The following is a 23812-nucleotide window of genomic DNA, read 5'->3' as shown; positions in this document are numbered from 1 at the left end:
GGCAGCGATGAGCGGGTTCGAGGACATCAGCTACGAGGTCGAGGGTGCGGCGGGCATCATCACGATCAACCGCCCCGAGCGCTACAACGCGTTCCGGGCCAAGACGGTCGACGAGCTGATCGCGGCCTTCAACCTGGCGTGGTCGGACGGCAGTGTCCGTGCGGTGATCCTCACCGGTGCCGGCGAGAAGGCGTTCTGCACGGGCGGTGACGTCAAGCAGCGTGCGGAGACGGGTGACTACGGACCCGCTGAGCTCGGCCGCTTCCGCATCGGCGACCTCCACAAGCTGATGCGCGACATCCCCAAGCCGGTCATCGCCGCGGTCAACGGCATCGCGATCGGCGGCGGTCACGTCCTCCAGGTCGTCGCGGACGTCTCGATCGCCAGCGAGACCGCCCGCTTCGGCCAGGCCGGCCCGCGGGTCGGCTCCTTCGACGCCGGGTTCGGGTCGGCGTACCTCTCGCGCGTGGTGGGGGAGAAGAAGGCGCGCGAGATCTGGTTCTGGTGCCGGCAGTACTCCGCTCAGGAGGCGCTGGAGATGGGCCTCGTCAACAAGGTCGTCCCCGCCGACGCGCTGCTCAAGGAGGCGAAGGAGTGGGCCGAGGAGACCGCCAGGCTGAGCCCGACCGCCATCCGGTTCCTCAAGCAGTCCTTCAACGCCGACACCGATCACCAGGCCGGTCTGTCCAACATGGCGATGACCGCGCTCGACATCTTCGGCGTCTCGCCGGAGGGCATGGAGGGCGCCACGGCGTTCGCCGAGAAGCGCCCGGCCGACTTCGCTCCGCACGTCAACTGGCACTGAGCCGGAACGACCGAGGAGCCGCGACGATGCACTACGGGTTCGATGACGACGAAGAGGCGTTCCGTTCCGAGATCGCCCGATGGGCCGACAAGGTCCTGGCACCGCACTACCAGTCGGACGACAAGGCGGCCGAGTTCCGCCGCCAGCAGGCGCTGGACATGGGGCAGATGGGCCTGACCGGCCTCCGCATCCCCGAGGAGTACGGCGGCCAGGACGCGAGCGCCGTGATCGCGGGGATCGCCGCGGAGGAGGTCGGTCGCGCCGACTTCAACGCCGGCTACCTGATCATCAACACCGCCCTGATCAGCGACATCCTCGTGCGCAACTGCACCGAGGAGCAGAAGCAGGCGTGGCTGCCCGGCATCGCGTCGGGACAGACCGTCCCCTGCATCATGATCACCGAGCCCGGGGCCGGCACCGACGCCGCGAGCCTGTCGCTGAGGGCGACGCCGGACGGCGCCGACGCGTGGGTCCTGAGCGGGGAGAAGACCTCGATCACCCTGGGCATGGCGGCCGACCGCGCCGTCGTACTCGCGCGCACCGGCGGTCCGGGGGCCCGCGGCGTCAGCGCGTTCTGGGTCGACATGACCGACACCGGCATCTCGCGCAGCGCGTTCGACGACCTCGGCAGCCGAGCCATCGGGCGGGCGTCGATCCACTTCGACGACGTGCGCGTCACCCGCGCCGACATGATCGGGGAGGAGGGCGGCGGCTTCGTCTCGGTCATGCAGGGCTTCGACTACTCGCGGGCGATCATCGGCCTGCTCTGCCTCGGCGCTGCCCAGCAGAGCCTCGACGAGGCGATGCAGTGGGCCCGCGACCGGGTGGCGTTCGGGAAGCCGATCGGCACCTTCCAGGGAGTCTCCTTCCCGCTCGCCGAGTGCGCGACGTACGTGACCGGTGCCCGCCACGTCTGCTACGAGGCGCTGTGGCGCAAGGACGTCGACCTCGAGCACAGCGCCGAGGCCGCGATGGCGAAGTTCTGGGCTCCCAAGCTCGCCGTCGACGTGATCCACCAGTGCCTGCTGACGCTCGGCCATGTCGGCTACTCGACCGAGCACAAGGTCGGTCAGCGCATGCGCGACGTCATCGGTCTCGAGATCGGCGACGGCACGGCGCAGGTCTCCAAGCTCGTCATCTCCCGCAACCTGCTCGGCCGCGCGTACGCGCCGTGAGCCCGGCACCGACCCACGACAAGGACTTCACCATGGGCAAGCTCGACAACAAGATCGCGATCGTGACCGGCGCCGGCCAGGGCATCGGCGCCGGCGTGGCCGCCAAGCTGGCGGCCGAAGGGGCGACCGTGGTCGTCACCGACATCAACGAGGCCACCGCGAAGGCGACGGCGGACGGCCTCGGCAACGGCTCGATCGGCATCCACTGCGACGTCACCGATCGCGACTCCGTCGACGCGATGGTGGACCAGGTGGTCGCACAGCTCGGTCGCGTCGACGTACTCGTCAACAACGCCGGGTGGGACAAGGGCGAGCCGTTCGTCGTCTCCGAGCCGGAGACCTGGGACCGCATCATCCAGATCAACCTGTACGGCGTCCTCAACACCTCCAAGAAGGTGCTTCCGATCATGGTCGAGCAGGGCTACGGCAAGGTGGTCAACCTCGGCTCGGACGCCGGCCGCGTCGGCTCGTCCGGCGAGGCGGTCTACTCCGCTGCCAAGGGCGGCGTCATCGCCTTCACCAAGGCGATGGCTCGTGAGATGGCCCGGTCCCAGGTCAACGTCAACTGCGTGTGCCCGGGTCCCACCGACACCGCGCTCTTCGCGTCGATGGGCGGCGACAAGCTGCGCGACGCGCTGCAGAAGGCGATCCCGCTCAAGCGGCTCGGCCAGCCCGAGGACCTCGCCAACGCGATCGCGTTCCTCGCCTCCGACGAGGCGTCCTTCATCACCGGACAGACCGTCAGCGTCAGCGGCGGCCTCACCATGAGCTGACAGGTCGACGTACATGTCCTTCGAGACCCTCCTGACTCCCGAGCGGATCGCTCGGGAGACCGCCGCCGGCTACTGGCGGGACAAGGTCATCACCGACTTCCTCGACGAGCACGCCGCAGCCTCGCCCGACAAGGTCGCGTTCGTCGACAGCCGTCGCGAGATCACCTTCGCCGAGCTCAAGGCGGAGGTCGACCAGGTCGCCCTCGGCCTGCGGGCCAAGGGAGTGGCCCCCGGCGACGTGATCTCCTTCCAGCTGCCCAACTGGATCGAGTGGATCGTCGTCCACTACGCCGCCTCGCGGATCGGCGCGATCAGCAACCCGCTGATCCCGATCTACCGCGAGCGCGAGGTCGGGTTCATGGTCGGGTTGGCGAAGTCGAAGGTGATCGTCGTGCCCCGGGAGTTCCGCGGCTTCGACTACCCGGCGATGCTGGAGGGCCTTCGGTCCGGCTGGGACTTCGAGCCCGAGGTCGTCGTCGTCGACGATGGGTCCTGGGACGGGCTGAGGGCCGTGGGAGGCACCGCCGACCCGGCTGAGCTGGCATCGCTGCGCCCCGACCCGAACGACGTCACGCTGTTGATCTTCACCTCCGGCACCACCGGGGAGCCCAAGGGCGTGATGCACACGCACAACACGATGGTCGCGGCGAACGACCCGCTGCCCGGCCGTCTCGGCGTGGGGCCGGACAGCGTGCTGCACATGGCCTCGACGCTGGCCCACCTCACCGGCTTCCTGTACGGCGCCCGCCTCAACGTCCAGAACGGCGCCACGTGCGTGCTCCAGGACGTGTGGGACGCGGCCACCTTCGTCGAGCTGGTCGAGAAGCACGGCATCACCTACACCTCCGCCGCGACGCCCTTCCTGCACGACCTCGTCAGCGAGCCGAGCCTCGCCGACCACGACACCAGCACGTTGGTGCGCTTCTGCTGCATGGGTGCGCCGATCCCGCGGGCGATGGTCCGCCAGGCCAAGGACAAGCTGCCCGGTCTGGTCGTCGTGGGTGGCTGGGGCCAGTCGGAGGAGGGTCTGGTCACCATCGGCATCCCCGGCGATCCCGAGGACAAGATCATCGAGACCGACGGCTACCCCTGGCCGGGCATGGAGATCCGCGTCGTCGACGCACGGGGGGCGGACGTGCCGGCGGGCCAGGAGGGCTCGCTCCAGGTGCGTGGGCCGTTCCTGTTCGTCGGGTACGCCGAGCGGCTCGAGCTCACGCGCGAGCAGATGCACCCTGCCGACGACGATCGGGGGGACTGGTTCGACACCGGCGACCTCGCGTTCATCGACCAGGACGGCTACCTGCGGATCTCGGGTCGCACCAAGGACGTGATCATCCGCGGTGGCGAGAACATCCCGGTCGCGTACGTCGAGAACGTGCTCTACGAGCACCCCGACATCGACTCGGTCGCCGTCGTCGCCGTACCGGATCCGCGTCTGCAGGAGCGCGCCTGTGCGTGCCTCGTGCTCACCGAGGGTGCTTCGATGATCTTCGCCGACCTGCAAGCCTTCCTCGCCTCGAAGGGCGTCGCGAAGCAGTACTGGCCGGAGCGGATGGTCGTGCTCGACGACTTCCCGAAGACGCCCAGCGGCAAGATCCAGAAGTTCCAGCTGCGCGAGCAGGTGGCGCCGTGAACGTCGCCTACCTCGTCGACGGCGTCCGCACCCCGTTCGGGCGGTACGCCGGAGCGCTCGCCGACGTGCGGCCGGACGACCTGGCCGCCCACGTGGTGCGCGAGCTCCTCGCGCGGCATCCCGCGGTGGACGGCGAGCGCATCGACGACGTGATCCTCGGCTGCGCCAACCAGGCCGGCGAGGACAACCGCAACGTCGGCCGGATGGCTGCCCTGCTCGCCGGTCTCCCCGTGGACGTGCCCGGCGGGACCGTCAACCGGCTGTGCGGCTCCGGACTCGATGCCGTGGCGCAGGGCGCGCGGATGATCCGGTGCGGCGAGGCCGACCTGGTCGTGGCCGGGGGAGTCGAGTCGATGACCCGGGCGCCCTTCGTGATGCCCAAGTCCGCGGCCGCGTGGGGACGATCGACCGAGGTCCACGACACGACCATCGGCTGGCGGTTCGTGAACCCCGCGATGGAGGCGGCGTACGGCACGGACGCGATGCCGCGGACCGCCCAGAACCTCGCCGACGAGCGCGGCATCAGCCGCGAGGACCAGGACGCCTTCGCGCTCCGGTCCCAGCAGCGCGCCGCGGCCGCGGCGGCATCGGGTCGGCTGGGCCGCGAGATCGTGCCCGTCGTCGTACCGCAGCGCAGGGGGGAGGCCGTGGTCGTCGACCGCGACGAGCACCCGCGCCCCACGACGGCGGAGGCGCTCGCGGCACTGCCTCCGATCAGCAGCGGCGGGTCGATCACCGCCGGCAACTCCTCGGGCGTCAACGACGGCGCGGCCGTGGTGCTGCTGGCCTCGACGAAGGCGGTGGAGGCCTACGGTCTCCGGCCGCTGGCCCGCGTCACCGGGGCGGCCGTCGCCGGCGTACCGCCTCGGATCATGGGCATCGGGCCGGTCCCGGCCACCCGCAGGCTGCTGGCCCGTGCCGGACTGACCCTGGGCGACATCGACATCGTCGAGCTCAACGAGGCCTTCGCCGCGCAGGCGCTCGCGGTCACCCGCGAGCTCGGCCTCGGCGACGACGCCGACCACGTCAATCCCCACGGCGGCGCGATCGCGCTGGGGCACCCGCTGGGTGCCAGCGGAGGCCGCCTCGCCCTCACCGCAGCCCTCGAGCTCGCCGACCGCAACGCCCGTCGCGCCGTCGCCACCATGTGCGTCGGTGTCGGCCAGGGCATCTCCCTCCTCCTGGAGCAGCCATGACCTACGAGACCATCCTGGTCGACGTCGCCGACCGTGTCGCCGTCGTCACCCTCAACCGCCCCGACGTGCGCAACGCGATCAACGCCCAGGTCCAGCGCGACCTGCGTGCGGCGCTCGAGGTGCTCCGCGACGACGACGCCGTCGGCGTCGTCGTCATCACCGGCGCGGGGGAGAAGGCCTTCGCCGCGGGGGCCGACATCGGCCAGCTGCAGAGCTACGACCTGCACACCGGCCTCGCCTCCTCCATGCAGCGCCTGTACGACGAGGTGGAGTCCTTCGAGAAGCCGACCATCGCCGCCGTCAACGGGTACGCCCTCGGCGGCGGGTGCGAGCTCGCGATGGCCTGCGACATCCGGATCGCCGCCACGACCGCACGGTTCGGGCTGCCCGAGACGAACCTCTCGGTCCTGCCGGGCGCGGGCGGCACCCAGCGGATGAGCCGGCTGGTCGGGGTGGGCCTCGCCATCGACCTCATCCTCACCGGGCGGATGCTCTCCGCCGACGAGGCGCTCGCCGCGGGACTCGCGACACGGGTCGCGGAGCCGTCGGAGCTCCTGGCCGCGGCCCGCGAGGTCGCGAGTGCGATCCTGGCCAAGGGGCCGCTCGCCGTACGCCTCGGCAAGCTCGTCATCCGCACCGGCATGGACGCCGACCGGCGTACCGGCCTCGTCGTCGAGCAGCTCGCGCAGTCGCTGCTCTACACGACCGACGACAAGCGCGAGGGCGCCGAGTCGTTCCTCGCCAAGCGCAGCCCCGAGTGGAGCGGACGATGAGGATCGAGAGGGTGCTCGTCGCCGGGGCCGGCGCGATGGGATCGCAGATCGCCATGGTCGCGGCGCTCGCCGGGTGCGACGTGACCCTCTACGACCTCGACCAGGGGATGCTCGACCGGGCGATCCGTCAACTCACCGAGCGGATGGACGCCCAGGTCGCCAAGGGACGCCGGTCGGCCGAGGACACCAGGACAGCGCTCGGCCGGCTGGTCACCTCGGACGTGCTCGACGAGTACGTCGCCGACGTGGACCTGGTCATCGAGGCGATCGTCGAGAAGCTGCCCGCCAAGCGCGAGCTGTTCGGGCAGCTCGACCGGCTCTGCCCGCCCCGCACGATCCTGGCCAGCAACTCCTCGAGCTTCGTGCCCTCCGCCATGGCGGACGCCACGGCCCGCGCCGACCGCTTCCTCAACCTGCACTTCTTCAACCCGGCGCTGGTGATGGGGTGCGTCGAGGTGGTGCGCGGTCCCCACACCGCGGCCCCGGCCGTCGAGGCGGCGCTCGAGCTGGTGGAGCGGATGGGCAAGGTCCCGGTCGTGCTCGACAGGGAGATCCCGGGCTTCGTCGCCAACCGGCTCCTCGGCGCCGTCCGCGACGAGGCGATCCGGCTCCTCGAGGGCGGGTACGCCGACGTCGCGGCCATCGACACCGCGGCCCGCACCGCCCTCGGCTACCCAATGGGGCCCTTCGAGCTGATGGACCTCACCGGCATCGACATCGGCTACCTCACCAAGCGCGCCCGGTTCGCGGAGTCCGCCGACCCCGCCGATGCTCCCTCCGCCACAGTCACCGCCCTCGTGGAGCGGGGCGACCTGGGTCGCAAGACCGGCCGTGGCTTCTACGTGTACGACGACGCGGGCACCTGCGTCGCGGTCGCCGACCTCACCCCGAAGGGAACGCACTGATGGACATCACGCTCACCGAGGACCAGATCGCCTTCAAGAAGCTGGCGCGCGACTTCCTCGACAAGGAGGTCGTGCCGTACCGCGCGGAGTGGGACCGCCGTGAGTCGGTCGACACCGACATCATCCCCAAGCTCGGCGAGCTCGGCTTCTTCGGGCTCACCATCCCCGAGGAGTACGGCGGCATCGGCGGCGACTACATCACCTACTGCATCGGCATGGAGGAGCTCGGCCGCGCCGACTCCTCGGTCCGCGGCATCGTCTCGGTGTCCATGGGCCTGTTCGGCAAGATCCTCCTCGCCCACGGCACCGAGGAGCAGAAGCAGGAATGGCTGCCCGGCATCGCCACCGGCACCAAGCTCGGCTGCTTCGGTCTCACCGAGCCCGACACCGGCTCGGACGCGGGCAACCTGAAGACCCGCGCCGTGCGCGACGGCAGCGACTGGCTGATCACCGGCTCCAAGATCTTCATCACGAACGGCACCTGGGCCGACGTCTGCATGGTGTTCGCGCGCACCGGCGGCCCCGGCCCGAAGGGTGTCTCGGCGTTCCTGGTCCCCACCGACGCGCCCGGCTTCACTCGCACCGAGATCCACGGCAAGCTCGGGCTACGTGGCCAGGCCACCGCCGAGCTCGCGTTCGACGAGGTCAGGGTCCCGGCGTCCGCGATGGTCGGCGAGGAGGGCGACGGGTTCACGTTCGCCATGAAGTCCCTCGACAAGGGCCGCGTCTCGGTGGGCGCCGGCTGCACCGGCATCATCCAGGGCTGCCTGGAGGCCGTGGTGTCGTACTCCCAGGAGCGCCGGCAGTTCGGCCGCCCGCTCGCGTCCTTCCAGATGATCCAGGACATGATCGCCGAGATCTCGGTCGACGCCGACGCTGCGCGGCTGCTCACCTGGCGGGCGGCGTCCCTGCTGGAGCGGGGCGAGCCGTTCGGCGTCGAGGCGTCGAAGGCGAAGTACTTCGCCTCCGAGCAGGCGGTCAAGGCCGCCAACCTCGCCATCCAGGCCTTCGGCGGCTACGGCTACATCGACGAGTACCCGGTGCAGAAGTACATGCGCGACGCGCGCGTCATGACGCTGTACGAAGGCACCAGCCAGATCCAGAAGCTCCTCATCGGGCGTGCCGAGACCGGCATCTCCGCCTTCCTCTGATCCCTTCATCCGCACCTTCCAGGAGTTCTCCATGACCGGCCACCTCGACCCGATGAAGCTGCCGCCGCTCGACCCGACCGACCCCGCAGCGCTCGACAGCCTGCTGTCCGACGACGAGAAGGCGATCCGCTCGACCGTGCGGTCCTTCCTCGACAAGGAGTGCGAGCCCCACATCGCGGACTGGTTCGAGAGCGGTGGCATCCCCGAGATCCGCGAGCTGACCAAGGGGCTCGGCGAGCTCGGCGTGCTCGGCATGCACCTGGAGGGCTACGGCTGCGCTGGCATGTCCGCGACGGCGTACGGGCTGGCCTGCCTGGAGATCGAGGCGACCGACTCGGGTCTGCGCTCGCTGGTCTCGGTGCAGGGCTCCCTGGCCATGTTCTCGATCTGGCGCTGGGGCTCGGAGGAGCAGAAGCAGGAGTGGCTCCCGCGGATGGCGGCCGGCGAGGCGATCGGCTGCTTCGGCCTGACCGAGCCCGACCACGGCTCGGATCCCGGGTCGATGACCACGCGGGCGCGCCAGGATGTCGGCGGCGACTGGATCCTCAACGGCCGCAAGATGTGGATCTCGAACGCGCCGTACTCCGATGTCGCCGTGGTCTGGGCCCAGACCGACGAGGGAGTGCGCGGCTTCGTCGTACCGACCGACGCCCCGGGCTTCTCGGCCCCGGAGATCAAGCACAAGCTGTCGCTGCGCGCCTCGGCGACCGGTGAGCTGGTGCTCGACGACGTACGCCTCCCGGCGGACGCGGTCTTCCCCGAGGTCCGGGGTCTCAAGGGTCCCCTTTCCGCGCTCAACGAGGCGCGCTACGGGATCACCTGGGGTGCGCTCGGTGCGGCTCGCTCGAGCCTGGAGACGGCGCGCCGCTACTCGATCGACCGCCACCAGTTCGGCCGCCCGATCGGTGGCTTCCAACTCACCCAGCAGAAGCTGGCCGACATGAGCTTGGAGTACATCAAGGGCTACCTGCTCGCGGTCCACCTCGGCCGCCGCAAGGACGCCGGCCTGCTCCGTCCCGAGCAGGTCTCGATCGGCAAGCTCAACAACGTCCGCGAGTCGATCGAGATCTGCCGCACCGCCCGCACCATCCTGGGCGGCAACGGCATCTCCCTGGAGTTCCCGGTCATCCGGCACATGAACAACCTGGAGTCGGTGCTGACCTACGAGGGCACGGTCGAGATGCACACCCTCGTTCTCGGGCAGGTCCTCACCGGCCAGTCGGCGTTCCGCTGACCCACCGGGAAGCCCGACAGGGATCACTCACGCGCGACTCGAGCCTTCTGCTGACCGGTCCATGCCGGCAGTGCTCTGGCCGAGAAGGGCACGTGCTGACGGTCAGCGAAGAAGGCGCGACTTCGCCTCGCGGAACTCGTCGTCGGTGAGGAAGCCGTCCTTGCGAAGAGAGGCGAGCCGCTCAAGCTGCGTGACGAGCGAGTCGGGCGCCGGCTCGGGAGCGAGCGGGCACATTGAATCGACGGCGGTCATCGGCACAGCCGAGGGTGCTGGATCGGGCTCGTCGACGACCTGCTCGATCATCGGCGTTGGGTCGAACGCATCCGCCGCCGATGGCTCGTCCCCGCGGAGTGTCGGCGCAGGGCGCCCTGGGTCATGGGTGAGGTCGTCCCAGGTGCACGCGTCGTCGCGGAGTGACCGATAGGCGGCGACCTCCTCCGCGGACACCGCGAGCTCGAACCCGTGGCTGCTGATGACCTGCACCCCGGACCGCCGTTGGGAGTCGCGCACGACGCCGCGGAGACGAAGGTCGTGAAGGAGGCGACGCAGAGCGGAAGTGGCTTCGTCGCGGCTCGCACCGTGGGCCCGCCCGTACTGTCGCAACGCTGTCGCCGACAGCGGGTGCGTGCTGACATCGATGCAGTCGATCAATGCGCGCGGCGCGGCATCCGTGATGGTCTCCTCCTCTTCCTTCTTCGCCGGATCGACGCGCCGGCTCAGGACGAGCTCGGACGGAAGTACCCGGTCGCCGTCCAGTGCGAGTGGTTCGACGCTGTCCGCGGTCTCGACGATGAGGTCGAGGCAGCCTTCGGCGCCGTCCGCATCGGTGAGATCCTCGGCCGTTCCGGTGGCGAACACGACGACGAACGTGGCTTTGCGGCCGTCCGCCTTCAACCGGAGCACGCGACCCATCCGTTGGATCATCTGCCGCCGCGAGCGGGAGCCGCCCATCACGATGGCCAGGTCGATGTCGGGTACGTCGATGCCCTCGTCGAGGATCGTCGGTGCGACGAGTGCTTTCATTCGCCCCGCTCGAAGGGCGGCCAACCGATCTTTGCGCTCCGTCTTCGTCAGATCGCTGTGGATGGCGGCCGCCTTGACTCCGCCCTCGACCAGCGTGTCGGCGAGCTCCTCGGCCATCTCGACGCGCCGGGTGAAGACGAGCGCGCCGCCCGATGCATTGATGCGCGGAGCGAGGCGACTTGCGACCTTGAGCTTCGCATCGGCGTTCGTCATCACGTCGATCCGTCGAGAGAACGCCTTGAGATAACGGCGAGCGACGTCGGCGATCGTCGGATCGAGGTCGTCCTCGGCCGCCTTCTGGACCTCGTGGAGGAACGCTCCGAATGGCTCAGCAGGGAAGTCCGCGGCCAAGAGCTGGAGGCGCGCGTCCCGTGCGATCTTGTCCGCTTCGTCGTACTCGGCTCGCTCCCTCGCGTTGAGTGGTACGCCGAGGAGCTGCACGTCGTAGTGTGCGACGACGTCGTCGTCGATCGCCCGCCGGAACCCGATGCGGAACACCGGATCGCCGCCGAAGTAGGCCAGCAGGCTCTCGAGCCCGTCGTCGTTTCGCTCGAACGTCGCCGTCAGCCCGAGCCGCCGGCGGTAGGAGGCGTGGAGTGCGTGGCGCCACTGCCCGGCTCCGTAGCGGTGGCACTCATCAGCGATGAGGAGGACCTTGCCGTCCGCGCGCAGGGGCGGGTTCAGATAGAGGGACTGCACGGTGCCGACGATCACCCTGTGGGTGCGGAAGCTCGCCTTCTTGCCGTCACCGAGGGCGCCGACTCCGGCCACGCCGCTCTTGACGAGGGCCTTGACCCATTGCTCGACAAGATCGACGGTGGGCACCATCACGATGACGTTGTAGTCGTGGCGAAGGGCCTCCCTGGCGGCCTCGACGCCGACACGCGACTTGCCGGTACCGGTGACGGCCTCGATGACGCCGTGGCGCCCGTGGTGACACCATGCCTCGAGTGCCTCGCTCTGCCAGGCGCGGAGTGGTGGAGTGCCCAGGGCGATCGTGGCCGCCCAGTTCGGGGAGGGTCGGTCGGCCTCCAGGAGCCAGTCTCGGCTCGCGGGCGTGATCGTGATGAGGCCGCCCGATTCCGCTGTGAGAAGGCCGGCGTCCAGGTCGGCCAGCTGCAACGGGTGCTCGGCTGTGCAGGAGGTCGCGCTGATCTCAGTCTGCAGAACTTCGAGCGGCACCGGACCTGTCTCCTCGAGCCGGAGCAGCACCTGCCGTATGCGATCCCGGCAGCCCGAGGCCGTGCCCATGGTTCTCCCTCGTTCCCGTCGCGTGCGATTCGCTTCCGCGGTAGATGGATATCAAATCCGTCCGACGATTACGGCCGAATGCAGATTCCGCTCCCGGCGGAAACGTCCGCCGCCCAAGGATGAGACATGCCGCCGAGGACCCTGCGGGCTATCCGCGGCAATACCGGCAAGATCATCGGAGGTCGGATTCTGTCGGGACCTCCTGATCTCCTCTCCGCATCTCGGGGCTCGTGACGCAGGCAGCAGGAGGAGTCCGACATGCGGCAGTTGCACGTAGGGATGGGAGAGACCCGCGGCGCTCTCACCGTCTTCCCCATCTGGGGAGAGTTCGCCGTGACCAGCGGGTACGTCTGGGACACGTCGGTCGCCCTGGTCGCGGAGGCACAAGGTGGCCCGACCGTCGCCTGCCTGCAGGTGTCGAACCCGGCGCCCGCGCCCCTCCTCGTCTTCGAGGGCACGATCCTCGAGGGCGGCTGGCAGAACAGGATGGTCGCTCACTCCACGCTCATCCCCGCTGCCTCGAGCGAGCCCGTCCAGGTGGTCTGTGTCGAGCAGGGGCGTTGGCACGGCGATCAGGCGCACCGCTCGCTCGGCCGTCGCGGCAGTGCGCGGGTCCGGCTCGGCCTGCGTGACTCCGCCGACCCGCAGGGTGCCGTGTGGAGTCGCGTCGCGGAGTATGAGGAGGCTCGGGGCGGCACCATGACGAGGTCGTACGTCGAGCACGCCGACCGCGCCGCCATCGACATTGCCACCCTCACTGCCGGGCTCCGTGCGCTGCCGGGACAGATCGGCGTCGTCGTGGCGATCGCTGGTCAGCCGGTCTTCGCCGAGGTCTTCCCCGACGACCTGACCCTGGCAGCCCAGTTCGAGGCGCTCGTCCAGGCTTCTGCTCTGGACGCCCTTGGTCTCCCCCGGAGCGCACGCCCGCGCGTCGGGCACGCCGCTTCCTCGAACGCGCCAGTCAGGTCGTGCCGAGCGAGCGGATGGCGGCCGGTCTCGGTCACACCGTGCGCGGTCAGAGCGAGTACGCCGATCTCGAGGCCCTGGTCTGGAACGACACCGACCTTCACCTGGTCCTCACCAACCCACGTCACCAGCTTTGCTTGGCAGTGTGAGCACGCGACTCAGGTTGAAATCCTCAAACTCCGGCGGGGAACTGCCGAAGGTGGAATCGTGTCGTGACGCATGGGCATCGACTCGGAGATCTCAAGGAGCAGAGATGGGCCTGTTCGGCACGAAGGGGAGGACCCGGAACACCGCGTCGCATCGCGCGGCGTTCTCGCCGGTCGAAGGCGAGCAGCTCTTCGTGGGGGAGAGCTTCTATCAGGAGTCGTTGGTCGCTCTCCTGGTCGGCCGTGGCCACTCTGCCGAGGGCTTCGTCGGGAGCCGGCGACCGTTGCGGGAGCCCTTCACCGCTCGCCTGACACCCGAGCTGAACAACGAGTACGACGCCAACGCGGTCGCTGTCTTCGTCGATGGACATCAGGTCGGTCATCTGTCCCGTGCCAACGCCGCCGCCTATCGGCGTTCCTTCGGGCGCAGTGTCGCCGAGGTGCCGGTGGAGATCTACGTGAAGGCCGGCGGCAACGGCTTGATCTCGATATGGCCCGTCAACTGAGTCCGCGGATCCCTTTCTCAGCATTCGATGGTCTGGTTAACGTGAGTTTCGTGTCTCTGGAGGTGCCGTGGGCATGCTGAAAGCGCCCGGCAAGCTGATCACGGACTACGACCGGTCCGACTTCGCGCTCAAGTTCAAGGGCTGAGGAGCCATTCGATGAAGGCCAACACCCTGAGTCCGATGGAGATCTTCGGAAATCAGATCCGCTACGTGGTGCCGCTCTACCAGCGGCCGTACGTCTGGAACCAGAAGGAGCAGTGGGAGCCTCTCTGGGAGGACATGCGCACCCTCGCCGAGCGGGTGTTGGAGCATCCGGTCGGGTACGGCGTACCGCCTGTATCTCCGCATTTCCTTGGGGCGATCGTGCTCGACCAGCTGCTGAGCTCGGTCAACCTGATCGGGTCACGCGCCGTGATCGACGGTCAGCAGCGGCTGACCACCCTCCAGTTGCTGCTCGATGCAGCCCAGCTCGTCGTGGCACGACACGGACGGCCTATCGACGCTGAGTCGCTCAAGGTGCTGATCGCCAACAACCCCGCCATCGCGACGGACCCGGACCACATCTTCAAGGTGTGGCCGACCGATCGCGACCAGGCGGCGTTCCGCGCGGCCATGGACGATGACGCCGTGCCCACCGCGGCCCAGGCGGCCACGAGCATCGCGAAGGCTCACGCGTTCTTCGAGCGCGTGATGACCGCGTGGGCCCTCGAGCAGGACAGCGAGCGGTCGACCGAGGAGCGGCTGGGCGCTCTCGCCGAGGCGCTTCGCCAGCACCTGCGGCTCGTCGTCATCGACCTCGAGCCGGGCGACAACGCCCAGGTGATCTTCGAGACGCTGAACCACCGAGGTGCGCCTCTGCTCGCAGCTGACCTGATCAAGAACCTGGTCTTCCAGGTTGCGACAGCGCAAGGGCTTGATGCCGCGGCCATGTACGAGCAGTACTGGAAGGAGCTCGACGGCGACTACTGGCGTCAGGTGATCGCGCAGGGCCGTCTCTATCGTCCGCGGATCGACGTCTTCATGCACCGCTGGCTGGTGATGACGCTCAAGCGAGAGGTGAAGGCCGACCGGGTGTTCACCGACTTCCGTGACAACGTGATCCTGGTCGATGGAGTGGACGTCCAGCAGGTCCTCAAGACGCTCGCGGCAGATGCCGCGGTCCACCGTTCGTGGGAGAGCCTTCCGGTGGACTCGGTGGCCGGCCTCTTCCGCTACCGAGTGCTCCAGGCCATGGACTCACAGGTGTTCGCGCCACTGTTCCTCTGGCTCACCCGTTTTCCCGACTCTGAGATGCCCCGCGAACAGCAGGAGAAGGCGCTGAGCTCGATCGAGAGCTGGGTGGTTCGTCGCATGCTCGCGCGCGTGACCACCAAGGACTACAACAACGTCGTACTCGACCTGCTGACCGCCCTCGACCGGACCGGGCCAGCTCGCGCGGGTGACACGGTCGAACGATTCCTGTCCGATGCCTCGGCGGAGTCGAGGTTCTGGCCGTCGGACGAGACCGTACGGGCGAACCTGTGGGGTGAGCGGGTCTATCGCACGATGACGCGGCCGCGGGCGCGCATGATTCTCGAAGCGCTGGAAGACGCCGCGAGAACCGAGCTGGGCGAGGGGCAGCCGGCTCCTCGGAACCTGACGATCGAGCACGTGATGCCCCAAGGGTGGCGGGAGTACTGGGACGACGCTGCCGACCCGACGCGAGCGGAGCGACGCGACGAGCTCATTCACACGCTTGGGAACCTCTCGCTGGTGACCGGTCGGCTGAACCCGGCGCTGTCCAACCGCCCTTGGTCCGACGCTGAGGCCAAGGCGAAGCACCTGGGCTCCAAGGGCAAGCGCGACTACCTGCTCCAGCACAGCAATCTCAAGCTCAACGCTCGGCTCGTCCACGAGCACCCGGACACCTGGGACGAGGACTCGATCGTCGCTCGTACCGAGGATGCGATCGAGTCGTTGATCCGCATCTGGCCGGCACCGAAGGACGCCGTCCAGCCAGACATCGTGGTCCACCAGGCCTCAGCGGCCGAGACCGCCGAGCCGATAACGGACGATAGCGACTGGGCCGTCGGTGAGGGTGCGATCCAGGACGCAGAGCGTCTCTGGTCGGAGGTCAGCCCGGTCGCGAACCGGTTGCTCATGATCCTCAGCTCCGTCAGTCCCGAGCGCATCGGGGCCGACGACCTGGCGGAGGCGCTGGCCGTCGAGTCAGGTCCAGCGGGAGTGGCCGAGATCGTCGCCGCCATCGGACAACGAGCTGCCCGACTGGGGCGGCCATCTCCGGTGTCCTGGCAGGAAGGCGCCCCGCCGGCGTACTGGATGGCGCCGGATGTCTCCGCGACGCTGGTTGCCGGGTGCCGCCCCCGCGGCGCGAGTGCGGTCTCGGCCACGACGACGCGGGAGCGCCAGGAGATCCGAGGCAGTCTCGCCCCGCTTCTGGAACGCGGACTGGTCGCTGTGGGCGACACGCTTCGCTGCGAACGGCTACGCACCGGCGAGGTCTTCACAGCAACGATCACCGCCGACGGCCGGCTCGAGACCTTGCTGGGCGTCTACGGGTCGCCGTCTCCTGCTCTCTCGGACCTGGCAGGTTCGGCTCGCAACGGTTGGAGCGACTGGGTCCACGAGGCCACGGCGGCGACCCTTGCTGAACTCCGCGCCGCGGTCGAGGGCTGAAATGAAACGCGTCGTTGACGCAGTTCTCCGGACAGGATGGCGAATGTGACGAATCTCGTTGGAACGCCCATGACGAGCTTGCGAGTCGATCTCGCTCACGTCGGAGCGATCGGCTTCAGCCATGCAAACGCGCGCTTCCCGGTGATCACCGAGCTCTCGGTCAGCGACACGGCGTTCGCCGGCTCGGCGAACGTGCGCATGACCGTCAGGCTCACCTGCCTCGGGCAGGAGATGGCGGAGCCGTGGGAGATCGAGATCCCGCACGTCGGAGCCGAGCCGGTCGTGTTCCAAGGCCCGCAGATCCAGCTCGTGTTGAAGCCGCTCGCCTTCGCTGAGGTCGACGAGCGGTTGGCCGGTGAGTTCGTCGTCGAGCTCGCGTCGGATGCGGGCGTCGCGTTCACGCGCACGTTCCCGGTCGACATCGTCGCCTACAACCAGTGGCAGCTCTACCCGAGTGCCGAGACACTCGGTGAGTCCCTCGCGACACTTGCGCCCTTCGTGCAACCGAACCATCCGGCGGTCGAGGGCGTGCTCAGACGGGCGAGGGACATCCTCGAGGCACAGACGAAGTCCGCGTCGACGGAGGGCTACCAAGGCGACACCCAGCGCGTCATCGACATCGTCCAGGCCATCTACCTGGCGCTTCAGGCCCGGCGGATCCGCTATTCGGACCCGCCGGCGTCGTGGGACGCCGACGTGCAGAAGATCCGTCTCGTGCCGGACGTGGTCGGTGTGGACGTGGCCTCGGGCGTTGGGACCTGCCTGGACACGACGATCACGTTCGCATCCTGTCTGGCAGCCGCCGGCCTGAATCCGGTTCTGATCATCATCACCGGTCATGCGCTGGTCGGCGTCATGACAGGCGAAGAGATCGAAGGTCGCGGAAAGATCGACCGCCTCCCCGAGTCTGTCGTTACTGACCTCAACGTCTTCAAGACCCTCGTCGATGGTCACTTCCTGCTGCCTGTCGAGACGACGGTGCTGACCGCTTCGACCCCGGTCGCTTTCGATGAGGCCGTTCGTGCGGGCAGCACGCGGTTGGCCAGTGCGGCGTTCGCCGCCATCACGGACGGAACTGAAGAGCTGCGACCGGGTGGCTTCGTCGGCGCCGTCGATGTCAGCCGTGCCCACCACAACGGGCTACGCCCGCTCCCGGCGGTGCTGCGGCGGGGCGACGCCGTCGAGATCGTCGAGTACCGACCGTTCACCCCGCCGGACTTCGTGCAGGCCGCGACGCCCGTCCGCACGAGCGCCAGTGGGCGCGTCCTCGTCGACAACGCGCCGGGTCGGGTGCAGAACTGGAAGCGGGCACTGCTCGACCTCTCGGGCAACAACCCGCTGCTCAAGCTCCCGAGCCGCGACACGGTCGCGCGGGCCTTCGTTCCGCCCGGCGCACTGGGGCGAATCGAGGATCATCTGCATCGAGGCGGCTCACTTCGCCTGTATCCGTACACCGAGGTCACCCAGGAAGACGTCGCTCGTGGTGTCCAGTCGATCGCGCAGCTCGACGCCGACGACCTCGCGGCGCGCCTGTTCCGCGACGGGTTGCTGTTCCTCACCTACGGTGCGGACACCTATCTGACCCGACTCCGCGGCCTGGCGCGCAAGGCGAGGTCCAGCCTCGAGGAGAGCGGCAGCACGAGCCTCTTCGCGGGCTTCGGGATTCTCAAGTGGGAGCTGGAGGGCAAGGCGATGGAGTCGCCTCTCATCCTCGCCCCGATGAAGCTGACCGGCGGGACGGGGCGCAACAAGCTGTTCGAGCTGAGCCTCGACGAGAGCGGCACGTCCACGCCCAACTTCTGCCTGCTGGAGAAGCTCGAGGAGCAGTTCGAGATCAAGATCCCGGGGCTCCGGGAGCCCCAGGAGGATGGCGCCGGCATCGATGTCGATGCCGCCTTGCAGGCCGTCCGCGAGGCGCTGATCCAGCACCAGCTGAGCTTCTCCGTCGAGGAGGGGCTGGTGCTCGGGAACTTCCAGTTCTCGACCTTCCGGATCTGGAAGGACGTGGACGATCACTGGTCGCGGTTCCTCGAGGCTCCGGTCGTCAGGCATCTCGTGGAGAGCTTCAACGAGGACTACCCGACGCCGTCGGAGACGAGCTACGCGGCCGTCGACCTCCCGCTGCCGGCTGACGAGTCCCAATACGAGGCCATCCAGGCAGCGATCAACGGGGAGACCTTCGTCCTCGAGGGGCCGCCCGGCACAGGCAAGTCCCAGACGATCACGAACATCGTCGCCGGAGCGCTGGCGTCCGGAAAGCGGGTCCTCTTCGTCGCCGAGAAGCCGGCCGCTCTCGAAGTCGTCAAGCAAAGGCTCGATGCTGTCGGTGTCGGGGCGTTCTGCCTCGACCTGCACGGTCGGACCCGCAAGCGCGCGGAGGTCGCGGCCGCGATCCGCAATGCGCTCGAGATCCAGACCGGCGTCGATCGAGTCGAGGTCGACACGATCCGGGTAGAGATGAGGTCAACAGCGCGCGAGCTGGACCGGTACGCCGAAGCGTTGCACTCCACCGACGGCGTCGGCTACTCCGTGTGGTCGGCGCGGCAACGTCTGCTCGCAGCAGGGGAGGGGCCGTCTCTCGACCTGGACCTCGACGGGGTCACGCTGTCCGACGAACAGCTCGCGTCGATCCGTCAGGCACTCGAGAACTACCCCGACACGGCCCGACTGGCCGAGAGCCAGGGCGACCAGCCCTGGCTGCTAGCCGGGTCAGGGCCTCGCATCGACGACGTCGCGCCCGGCCTGGCGCGACTGGCGCAGGTGGTCCAAGCGTTGCCGACGGCACACCCGGTGCTCGGCGCGGCGGTCCGAGCAGTCACCAGTGCGCAGGGCTTCGAGACCCTGCTTCGGATCATCGCTCAGCCGCTTCCGGCGACGCACGTCATCGACCAGGTCACATCGCCCGGCTGGGAGCACCTGTTCCAGACTTGGCGCACGACCGTCGACCAGTGGGCGACCACGCCGCCGCCCGTCCTGGCGAGGATCGACGCATCGATCCTCAACGCGCCGATCGACCAGTGGCTCGAGTCGGCCCGACAGGCGGCGGCGAGCGGCATGTTCGGTCGGAAGGCGAAGCTCAGGGACGCTGCTCAACCGCTCGCCGCGTTCTCGGCGACGGCCGTGGAGCCCGATCAGCTGGTCGCCGTGCTCGAGCAGCTGATGACAGTGCGCTCGCAGGTCGCCGACCTTCGACACCGGCTCGCGGCCGCCGTGCCAGGAATGGAGCTGCCGGAGGGCTGGCACCCGTACGGCAGCGAGGGTGTGAAGGCTCTCGACGCGCGTCGCGTCGAGCTGGCCGCGGTGGCAGAGCTTCTCAGCGACGACACCGCCACCAGTCAGGCCCTGCGCTCCATCCCCGGGAACGCGGTCAGCCTCGATCAGGTGACCGCGGCCAACCTCAGGTTGGTCGCAGAGGAGTGGCGCGCGTTCCTCGCGAACCTCGACGCTGATGACGCAACCGTCGAGCGGTGGCTCGCCGGCCGTCCGCTCGTCGATGCGTGGAGCGTGAGCATCCCCGCTTGGCGCGCCGACCAGGCCGAGGGCTTCCGTCGTCTCCGACGATTCGCCGACCTCCACGGGGGGCTCCAGCCGCTCTCGGCCGCCGGCTTCGACAAGGCGGTCGAGCAGCTCGTGACCGGTGAGGTCTCGGCGTTCGACGCTCTTTCGGCGTTCGAGCGAGGTCTCGCCCGGGCGTCGTTGCACCGGCTCTGGCATGTCGGAGCGCTCGACCGCTTCGATGCGGAGGCGCACGACGTACGCGTCCACCGCTTCGCGACGGCCGACTCGCGGTGGCGCAAGGTCCAGTCGGCCGTGATCCCGGACCTCGCGGCTGAGCGGAGACCCTTCTCGCCTGGCACCGTGACGGGTCAGGTGGGTGAGCTCCTGCGCGAGGTGAACAAGGTCCGTGGCGGAAAGCCGCTGCGCTTCCTTCTCGAGCATTACCACGAGACCCTGTCAGCGATCATGCCCTGTTTCTTGATGAGCCCGGAGTCGGTTGCCCAGTTCCTCCGCCCAGGACTCTTCACCTTCGACCTCGTGGTGATCGACGAGGCCTCCCAGGTCCGGGTGGCCGAGGCAGTCGGTGCGTTGGGTCGCGCCAAGTCCGCGGTGATCGTCGGCGACAGCAAGCAGATGCCGCCGACCGGGTTCGGAGGAAGTCGCTTCGCCGAGCAGGAGTGGGATCCGTACGCCGAGGTGAGCGAGATCCCGGCCGACCAGGAGAGCATCCTCACCGAGTGCATCCAGTCGCGGATCCCTCGTCGCTGGCTGTCGTGGCACTATCGCAGCCAGTCCGAGGGCCTGATCGCCTTCAGCAACGCGAACTACTACGAGGGTCGCCTCGCATCCTTCCCCACGCCCAACGACAGCGACCCGCGGATGGGCCTGCGTCTGCGTCCCGTCGCCGGTAAGTTCCTCCGCAGCGGCAAGGGCGCGGAGCTCCGCACGAACCCGATCGAGGCGGCCGCCGTGGTCGACGACGTACGCCGCCGCCTTCACGACCCGGAGGAGTCCGGGAGCTCGATCGGCATCGTCACGTTCAACGCCCAGCAACAGGCACTGATCGACTCGATGCTGCTCGACAGCGACGACGAGCTCATCCGCGAGGCGTACAACCGGGAGGGCGACGCCCGCCTGTTCGTGAAGAACCTGGAGAACGTGCAGGGCGACGAGCGCGACGTGATCCTGTTCTCGATCGGGTACTCCAAGGACGACAACGGGAAGCTCCCGCTCCAGTGGGGCCCGCTGAACGCGGAAGGCGGCGAACGTCGCCTCAACGTCGCCATCACGCGCGCTCGCAAGCAGGTGGTGGTCTTCTGCTCGTTCCAACCCGAAGACATCGATCTGAGCCGGACCGGCGCGAAGGCCATCGCTGACCTCCGGAACTACCTCCTCATTGCGCGCGACGGGGTCGAGTCCAACGCCGCACTCATCGCCCGCAAGCCAGGCGAGACCGATCGGCACCGTGGCGAGATCGCTGCACGGCTGAGAGCCGCCGGACTGGTGGTCGATGAGGACAAGGGACTGTCCGACTTCCGGGTCGACCTGGTCGTTGCGAGCCCGGGCAACCCCGAGCGCCCAGCGCTGGTGATCCTTCTCGACGGTCCGCGGTGGGCGCGGGGCCGGAGGACCCAGGACCGCGACGTCGTCCCGGTCGAGGTTCTCGGGGCGCTGATGGGTTGGCCGGACGTGATGCGGATCTGGCTACCCGATTGGGTCAGCAACGCCGACCTGGTGGTTGAGCGGGTACGGGCTCGTGCAGATGCGGCGCAGGCCGAGCTCGCGAAGCGCAACCCGGTTGTCGACCGCGCGGAGGAGACGCCGACGGATCCGGTCCGCGAGCCGGCCGCGGTCCTCGAGCCGGCCGGGGTCCCCGAGCCGGCGGCGGTCCTCGAGCATCCTGACGTTCCCGAGGCCGATGTGCAGACGGCGTCATCCCTGGACTCCATCGCTCGTGTCGTTGCCGAAGACACCACGGCTCCGGAGTCGAACGACGCGATTGCGCGCTCCGCATCGCCGGAGAGTGCGATGTCGGGAGAGGTCGACGCCGGAGGCGCGGAGTTCGTCCCGGCCAGCGCCGGGGTCATCGGCGCGCGAGAGGTTCTCGATGCCTTGCCCGACCCGGAAGCATCCGCCCTGGTCCGTGCCCAACTGCTGGACGTCATCGACGCCGAGGGACCCGTCGCCATGGCGCGTCTGCTCCGGCTCACCGCCCGTCGGTTCAACCTGAACACCGTGCGTGCCGCGCGTGCGGCAGAGATTCTCAGGCTGGTGCCTCGCGAGCGGGTCAGGACGAGCAGGCAGTTCGGTGACTTCGCTTGGCCCGCGCGGCTGGACCCCACCGGCTGGACGGGTTTCCGCTACGTCGACCCCGACGCCAGCAGGACGCTTGAGGAGGTGGCTCCCGAAGAGATCCGGAACGCGATGCGCGCGGTTCTCGACGAGTTCGAGATCGAGCTGGCCGACGACCTGCTTCGCCGTACGGCCGAGCTGTTCGGAGTGACGCGTCTGGGGGCCAACGTCCGTAGCCGGCTGGAGGGTGTCTACCACGCCTATCTCGTGCCGAACGACGGTGAGTCGCCTACCGAGGACTGAGGAGCTGGCGCCTACCGAGGTGTTGTGTCGGGGGTCTTCACCATGCTGTCGGAATGAAGCTGACCCCCGCACAGATGGACCGTGCCTGCGGCGTGCTCCTCGGTGGAGCGGCCGGAGACGCGCTCGGTGCCGGCTATGAATTCACGTTCCCCGGTCCCGACCTGGTGCCTGTGATGAAGGGCGGAGGTCTGGGCGGCCTCGCGCCGGGGGAGTGGACCGACGATACCGACCAGGCGATGGCCATCGCGGGCGTAGCTGCGACCGGACTCGACCTCCGTACGCCCGAGGCGCTCGACGGGATCGCCGCCGGCTTCCTGGAGTGGTACGCCGCCGGGCCGGCCGATATCGGCATCCAGACCAGCAATGTCCTCAGCCTGGCGTCGTCGGCCCGCCCGACGAGCTCGGGCATGACTGCCGCAGCGCGGGCCGTCCACGAGCGGACCGGGCGCAGCGCAGGCAACGGCTCGCTGATGCGAACGGGGCCGGTGGCGCTTGCCTACCTGGACGACCCGGTCGGACTGGTCGAGGCGGCGATGGCGGTGAGTGCCTTGACCCATCACGAAGATCTCGCGACAGAGGCTTGCGCCGTCTGGTGCCTGATGATCCGGCACACGGTGCTCACCGGACGACTCCCATCATGGAGCGACATTGCGACCTGGGTGCCGTCGCCCGACCGTTGGCGTGAGGTCCTGGCCGAGGCCGAGCGCACGGCGCCCGGGGATTTCCGGCAGAACGGCTGGTCGGTCGGCGCACTCCAGGCCGCCTGGTCGGCGATCACCCACACACCCGGCGACCACTGCGGCCAGCTCGTCGATGCGCTCGGCACGGCGGTCCGCATCGGCCACGACACCGACACCGTCGCCGCCATCGCAGGTGCTCTGCTCGGCGCCCGCTGGGGTGCCAGCGCGGTCCCTGCGGCGTGGCGCCGCGTCCTCCACGGCTGGCCGGGGCTCACCGCGGCCGACCTCGATCGGCTCGGGCACCTCATCGCATCGAGCGGCCAGCCCGGGGTGTACGGATGGCCGCTGACCGACCGGATCGACTACTCGGTGTACCGGTCACCGATGGCGCGGGTGAACCACCCGTACGACGACGGCGTGCTGCTCACCGACGCCTCTGCGCTCGACGAGCTGCCTGAGGGCATCACCGCGATCGTCAGCCTGTGCCTCCTCGGCCGCGACCAGGTCCCTGCTGGCGTCGAGCACGTGGGCTACCGGCTCATCGACCATGCTGCCGCGGACGTCAACCCCAACCTGGATTTCGTGCTCACCGACGCAGCGCGGACCGTGGCAATGCTGAGAGCAGAGGGTCACCGGGTGCTGCTGCACTGCGTCGCGGCGCAGAGCCGCACGCCGGCGGTCGGCGTCGCCTACGCACTCCTGCTCGGCGTACCCCTCGACGAGGCGCTGCCTGCGGTGTGCTCGGCTCTGCCGGCCGCCGCTATCAATCCCGGGTTCCGGGCGGCACTGACGCGGATGTCCGCCCGCGGTGGTCTGTCGGACTAGG

General features: G+C 69.0%; 15 protein-coding genes. 14 read left to right on the top strand and 1 reads right to left on the bottom strand.

The genetic code is table 11. The annotated features are described in order from the left end of the window. Positions 1–7: 7 nt before the first annotated feature. The 9 genes from ACYU8V_RS06290 to ACYU8V_RS06250 are packed head-to-tail and all read left to right on the top strand — an operon-like array spanning position 8 to position 9645. Positions 8–805, top strand: coding sequence for an enoyl-CoA hydratase-related protein (locus tag ACYU8V_RS06290; protein ID WP_460845980.1), 798 nt, complete (start codon positions 8–10; stop codon positions 803–805). Between the two features lie 26 nt (positions 806–831). After that, complete coding sequence (locus ACYU8V_RS06285) at positions 832–1980, top strand: acyl-CoA dehydrogenase family protein (RefSeq protein ID WP_460845979.1); 1149 nt, start codon at positions 832–834, stop codon at positions 1978–1980. After that, positions 1977–2753 (top strand): SDR family NAD(P)-dependent oxidoreductase, encoded by a 777-nt coding sequence (locus ACYU8V_RS06280; protein ID WP_460845977.1) that lies wholly within the window; start codon positions 1977–1979, stop codon positions 2751–2753. The genes ACYU8V_RS06285 and ACYU8V_RS06280 overlap by 4 nt, the downstream gene beginning before the upstream one ends. A 13-nt stretch (positions 2754–2766) precedes the next feature. After that, positions 2767–4386 carry an AMP-binding protein gene (locus ACYU8V_RS06275; RefSeq protein ID WP_460845976.1) on the top strand — a complete coding sequence of 540 codons (1620 nt, stop codon included), beginning with the start codon at positions 2767–2769 and terminating at the stop codon, positions 4384–4386. Then, complete coding sequence (gene pcaF, locus ACYU8V_RS06270) at positions 4383–5582, top strand: 3-oxoadipyl-CoA thiolase (protein ID WP_460845975.1); 1200 nt, start codon at positions 4383–4385, stop codon at positions 5580–5582. Before ACYU8V_RS06275 ends, pcaF begins: the two co-directional genes overlap by 4 nt. Then, a complete protein-coding gene (locus ACYU8V_RS06265; RefSeq protein ID WP_460845974.1) occupies positions 5579–6355 on the top strand; it encodes an enoyl-CoA hydratase/isomerase family protein in 777 nt (258 codons plus the stop codon). Before pcaF ends, ACYU8V_RS06265 begins: the two co-directional genes overlap by 4 nt. After that, a complete protein-coding gene (locus ACYU8V_RS06260) occupies positions 6352–7260 on the top strand; it encodes a 3-hydroxyacyl-CoA dehydrogenase family protein (protein WP_460845972.1) in 909 nt (302 codons plus the stop codon). The genes ACYU8V_RS06265 and ACYU8V_RS06260 overlap by 4 nt, the downstream gene beginning before the upstream one ends. After that, complete coding sequence (locus tag ACYU8V_RS06255; protein WP_460845970.1) at positions 7260–8411, top strand: acyl-CoA dehydrogenase family protein; 1152 nt, start codon at positions 7260–7262, stop codon at positions 8409–8411. The genes ACYU8V_RS06260 and ACYU8V_RS06255 overlap by 1 nt, the downstream gene beginning before the upstream one ends. Before the next feature lie 31 nt (positions 8412–8442). Further along, positions 8443–9645, top strand: a complete 1203-nt coding sequence (locus tag ACYU8V_RS06250; protein ID WP_460845968.1) for an acyl-CoA dehydrogenase family protein — start codon at positions 8443–8445, stop codon at positions 9643–9645. 102 nt (positions 9646–9747) lie between these two features. Here the strand turns inward: ACYU8V_RS06250 and ACYU8V_RS06245 are convergent, their stop codons facing one another. Then, on the bottom strand, positions 9748–11919 hold the full coding sequence (locus tag ACYU8V_RS06245; protein WP_460845966.1) for a DEAD/DEAH box helicase family protein: 2172 nt from the start codon (positions 11917–11919) through the stop codon (positions 9748–9750). Positions 11920–12177: 258 nt separating this feature from the next. On the opposite strand from ACYU8V_RS06245, the gene ACYU8V_RS06240 reads away from it, so the two are divergent. From ACYU8V_RS06240 to ACYU8V_RS06220, 5 genes are all read left to right on the top strand, one after another. Continuing rightward, a complete protein-coding gene (locus tag ACYU8V_RS06240) occupies positions 12178–13101 on the top strand; it encodes an ARPP-1 family domain-containing protein (RefSeq protein ID WP_460845965.1) in 924 nt (307 codons plus the stop codon). Between the two features lie 37 nt (positions 13102–13138). Beyond that, complete coding sequence (locus ACYU8V_RS06235; RefSeq protein ID WP_460845963.1) at positions 13139–13537, top strand: HIRAN domain-containing protein; 399 nt, start codon at positions 13139–13141, stop codon at positions 13535–13537. Between the two features lie 156 nt (positions 13538–13693). Further along, a complete protein-coding gene (locus ACYU8V_RS06230; RefSeq protein WP_460845961.1) occupies positions 13694–16213 on the top strand; it encodes a GmrSD restriction endonuclease domain-containing protein in 2520 nt (839 codons plus the stop codon). Between the two features lie 69 nt (positions 16214–16282). After that, a complete protein-coding gene (locus ACYU8V_RS06225; protein ID WP_460845959.1) occupies positions 16283–22306 on the top strand; it encodes a DUF4011 domain-containing protein in 6024 nt (2007 codons plus the stop codon). A gap of 53 nt (positions 22307–22359) precedes the next feature. Continuing rightward, positions 22360–23811: an ADP-ribosylglycohydrolase family protein gene (locus ACYU8V_RS06220; protein ID WP_460845958.1), complete on the top strand. Its 1452-nt coding sequence runs from the start codon at positions 22360–22362 to the stop codon at positions 23809–23811. Position 23812: the final 1 nt, after the last annotated feature.

It is taken from the genome of Nocardioides ultimimeridianus (genome assembly GCF_054777895.1).
This window is presented reverse-complemented; position numbering and strand designations above follow the sequence as displayed.

Bases quoted from the DNA above. Each gene is read 5' to 3' on its own strand.
- ACYU8V_RS06220 (WP_460845958.1), top strand. From the start codon at position 22,360: ATGAAGCTGACCCCCGCACAGATGGACCGTGCCTGCGGCGTGCTCCTC.
- ACYU8V_RS06285 (WP_460845979.1), top strand. From the start codon at position 832: ATGCACTACGGGTTCGATGACGACGAAGAGGCGTTCCGTTCCGAGATC.
- ACYU8V_RS06225 (WP_460845959.1), top strand. From the start codon at position 16,283: ATGACGAGCTTGCGAGTCGATCTCGCTCACGTCGGAGCGATCGGCTTC.
- ACYU8V_RS06275 (WP_460845976.1), top strand. From the start codon at position 2,767: ATGTCCTTCGAGACCCTCCTGACTCCCGAGCGGATCGCTCGGGAGACC.
- ACYU8V_RS06235 (WP_460845963.1), top strand. From the start codon at position 13,139: ATGGGCCTGTTCGGCACGAAGGGGAGGACCCGGAACACCGCGTCGCAT.
- ACYU8V_RS06230 (WP_460845961.1), top strand. From the start codon at position 13,694: ATGAAGGCCAACACCCTGAGTCCGATGGAGATCTTCGGAAATCAGATC.
- ACYU8V_RS06260 (WP_460845972.1), top strand. From the start codon at position 6,352: ATGAGGATCGAGAGGGTGCTCGTCGCCGGGGCCGGCGCGATGGGATCG.
- ACYU8V_RS06290 (WP_460845980.1), top strand. From the start codon at position 8: ATGAGCGGGTTCGAGGACATCAGCTACGAGGTCGAGGGTGCGGCGGGC.
- ACYU8V_RS06265 (WP_460845974.1), top strand. From the start codon at position 5,579: ATGACCTACGAGACCATCCTGGTCGACGTCGCCGACCGTGTCGCCGTC.
- ACYU8V_RS06250 (WP_460845968.1), top strand. From the start codon at position 8,443: ATGACCGGCCACCTCGACCCGATGAAGCTGCCGCCGCTCGACCCGACC.
- ACYU8V_RS06255 (WP_460845970.1), top strand. From the start codon at position 7,260: ATGGACATCACGCTCACCGAGGACCAGATCGCCTTCAAGAAGCTGGCG.
- ACYU8V_RS06240 (WP_460845965.1), top strand. From the start codon at position 12,178: ATGCGGCAGTTGCACGTAGGGATGGGAGAGACCCGCGGCGCTCTCACC.
- ACYU8V_RS06245 (WP_460845966.1), bottom strand. From the start codon at position 11,919: ATGGGCACGGCCTCGGGCTGCCGGGATCGCATACGGCAGGTGCTGCTC.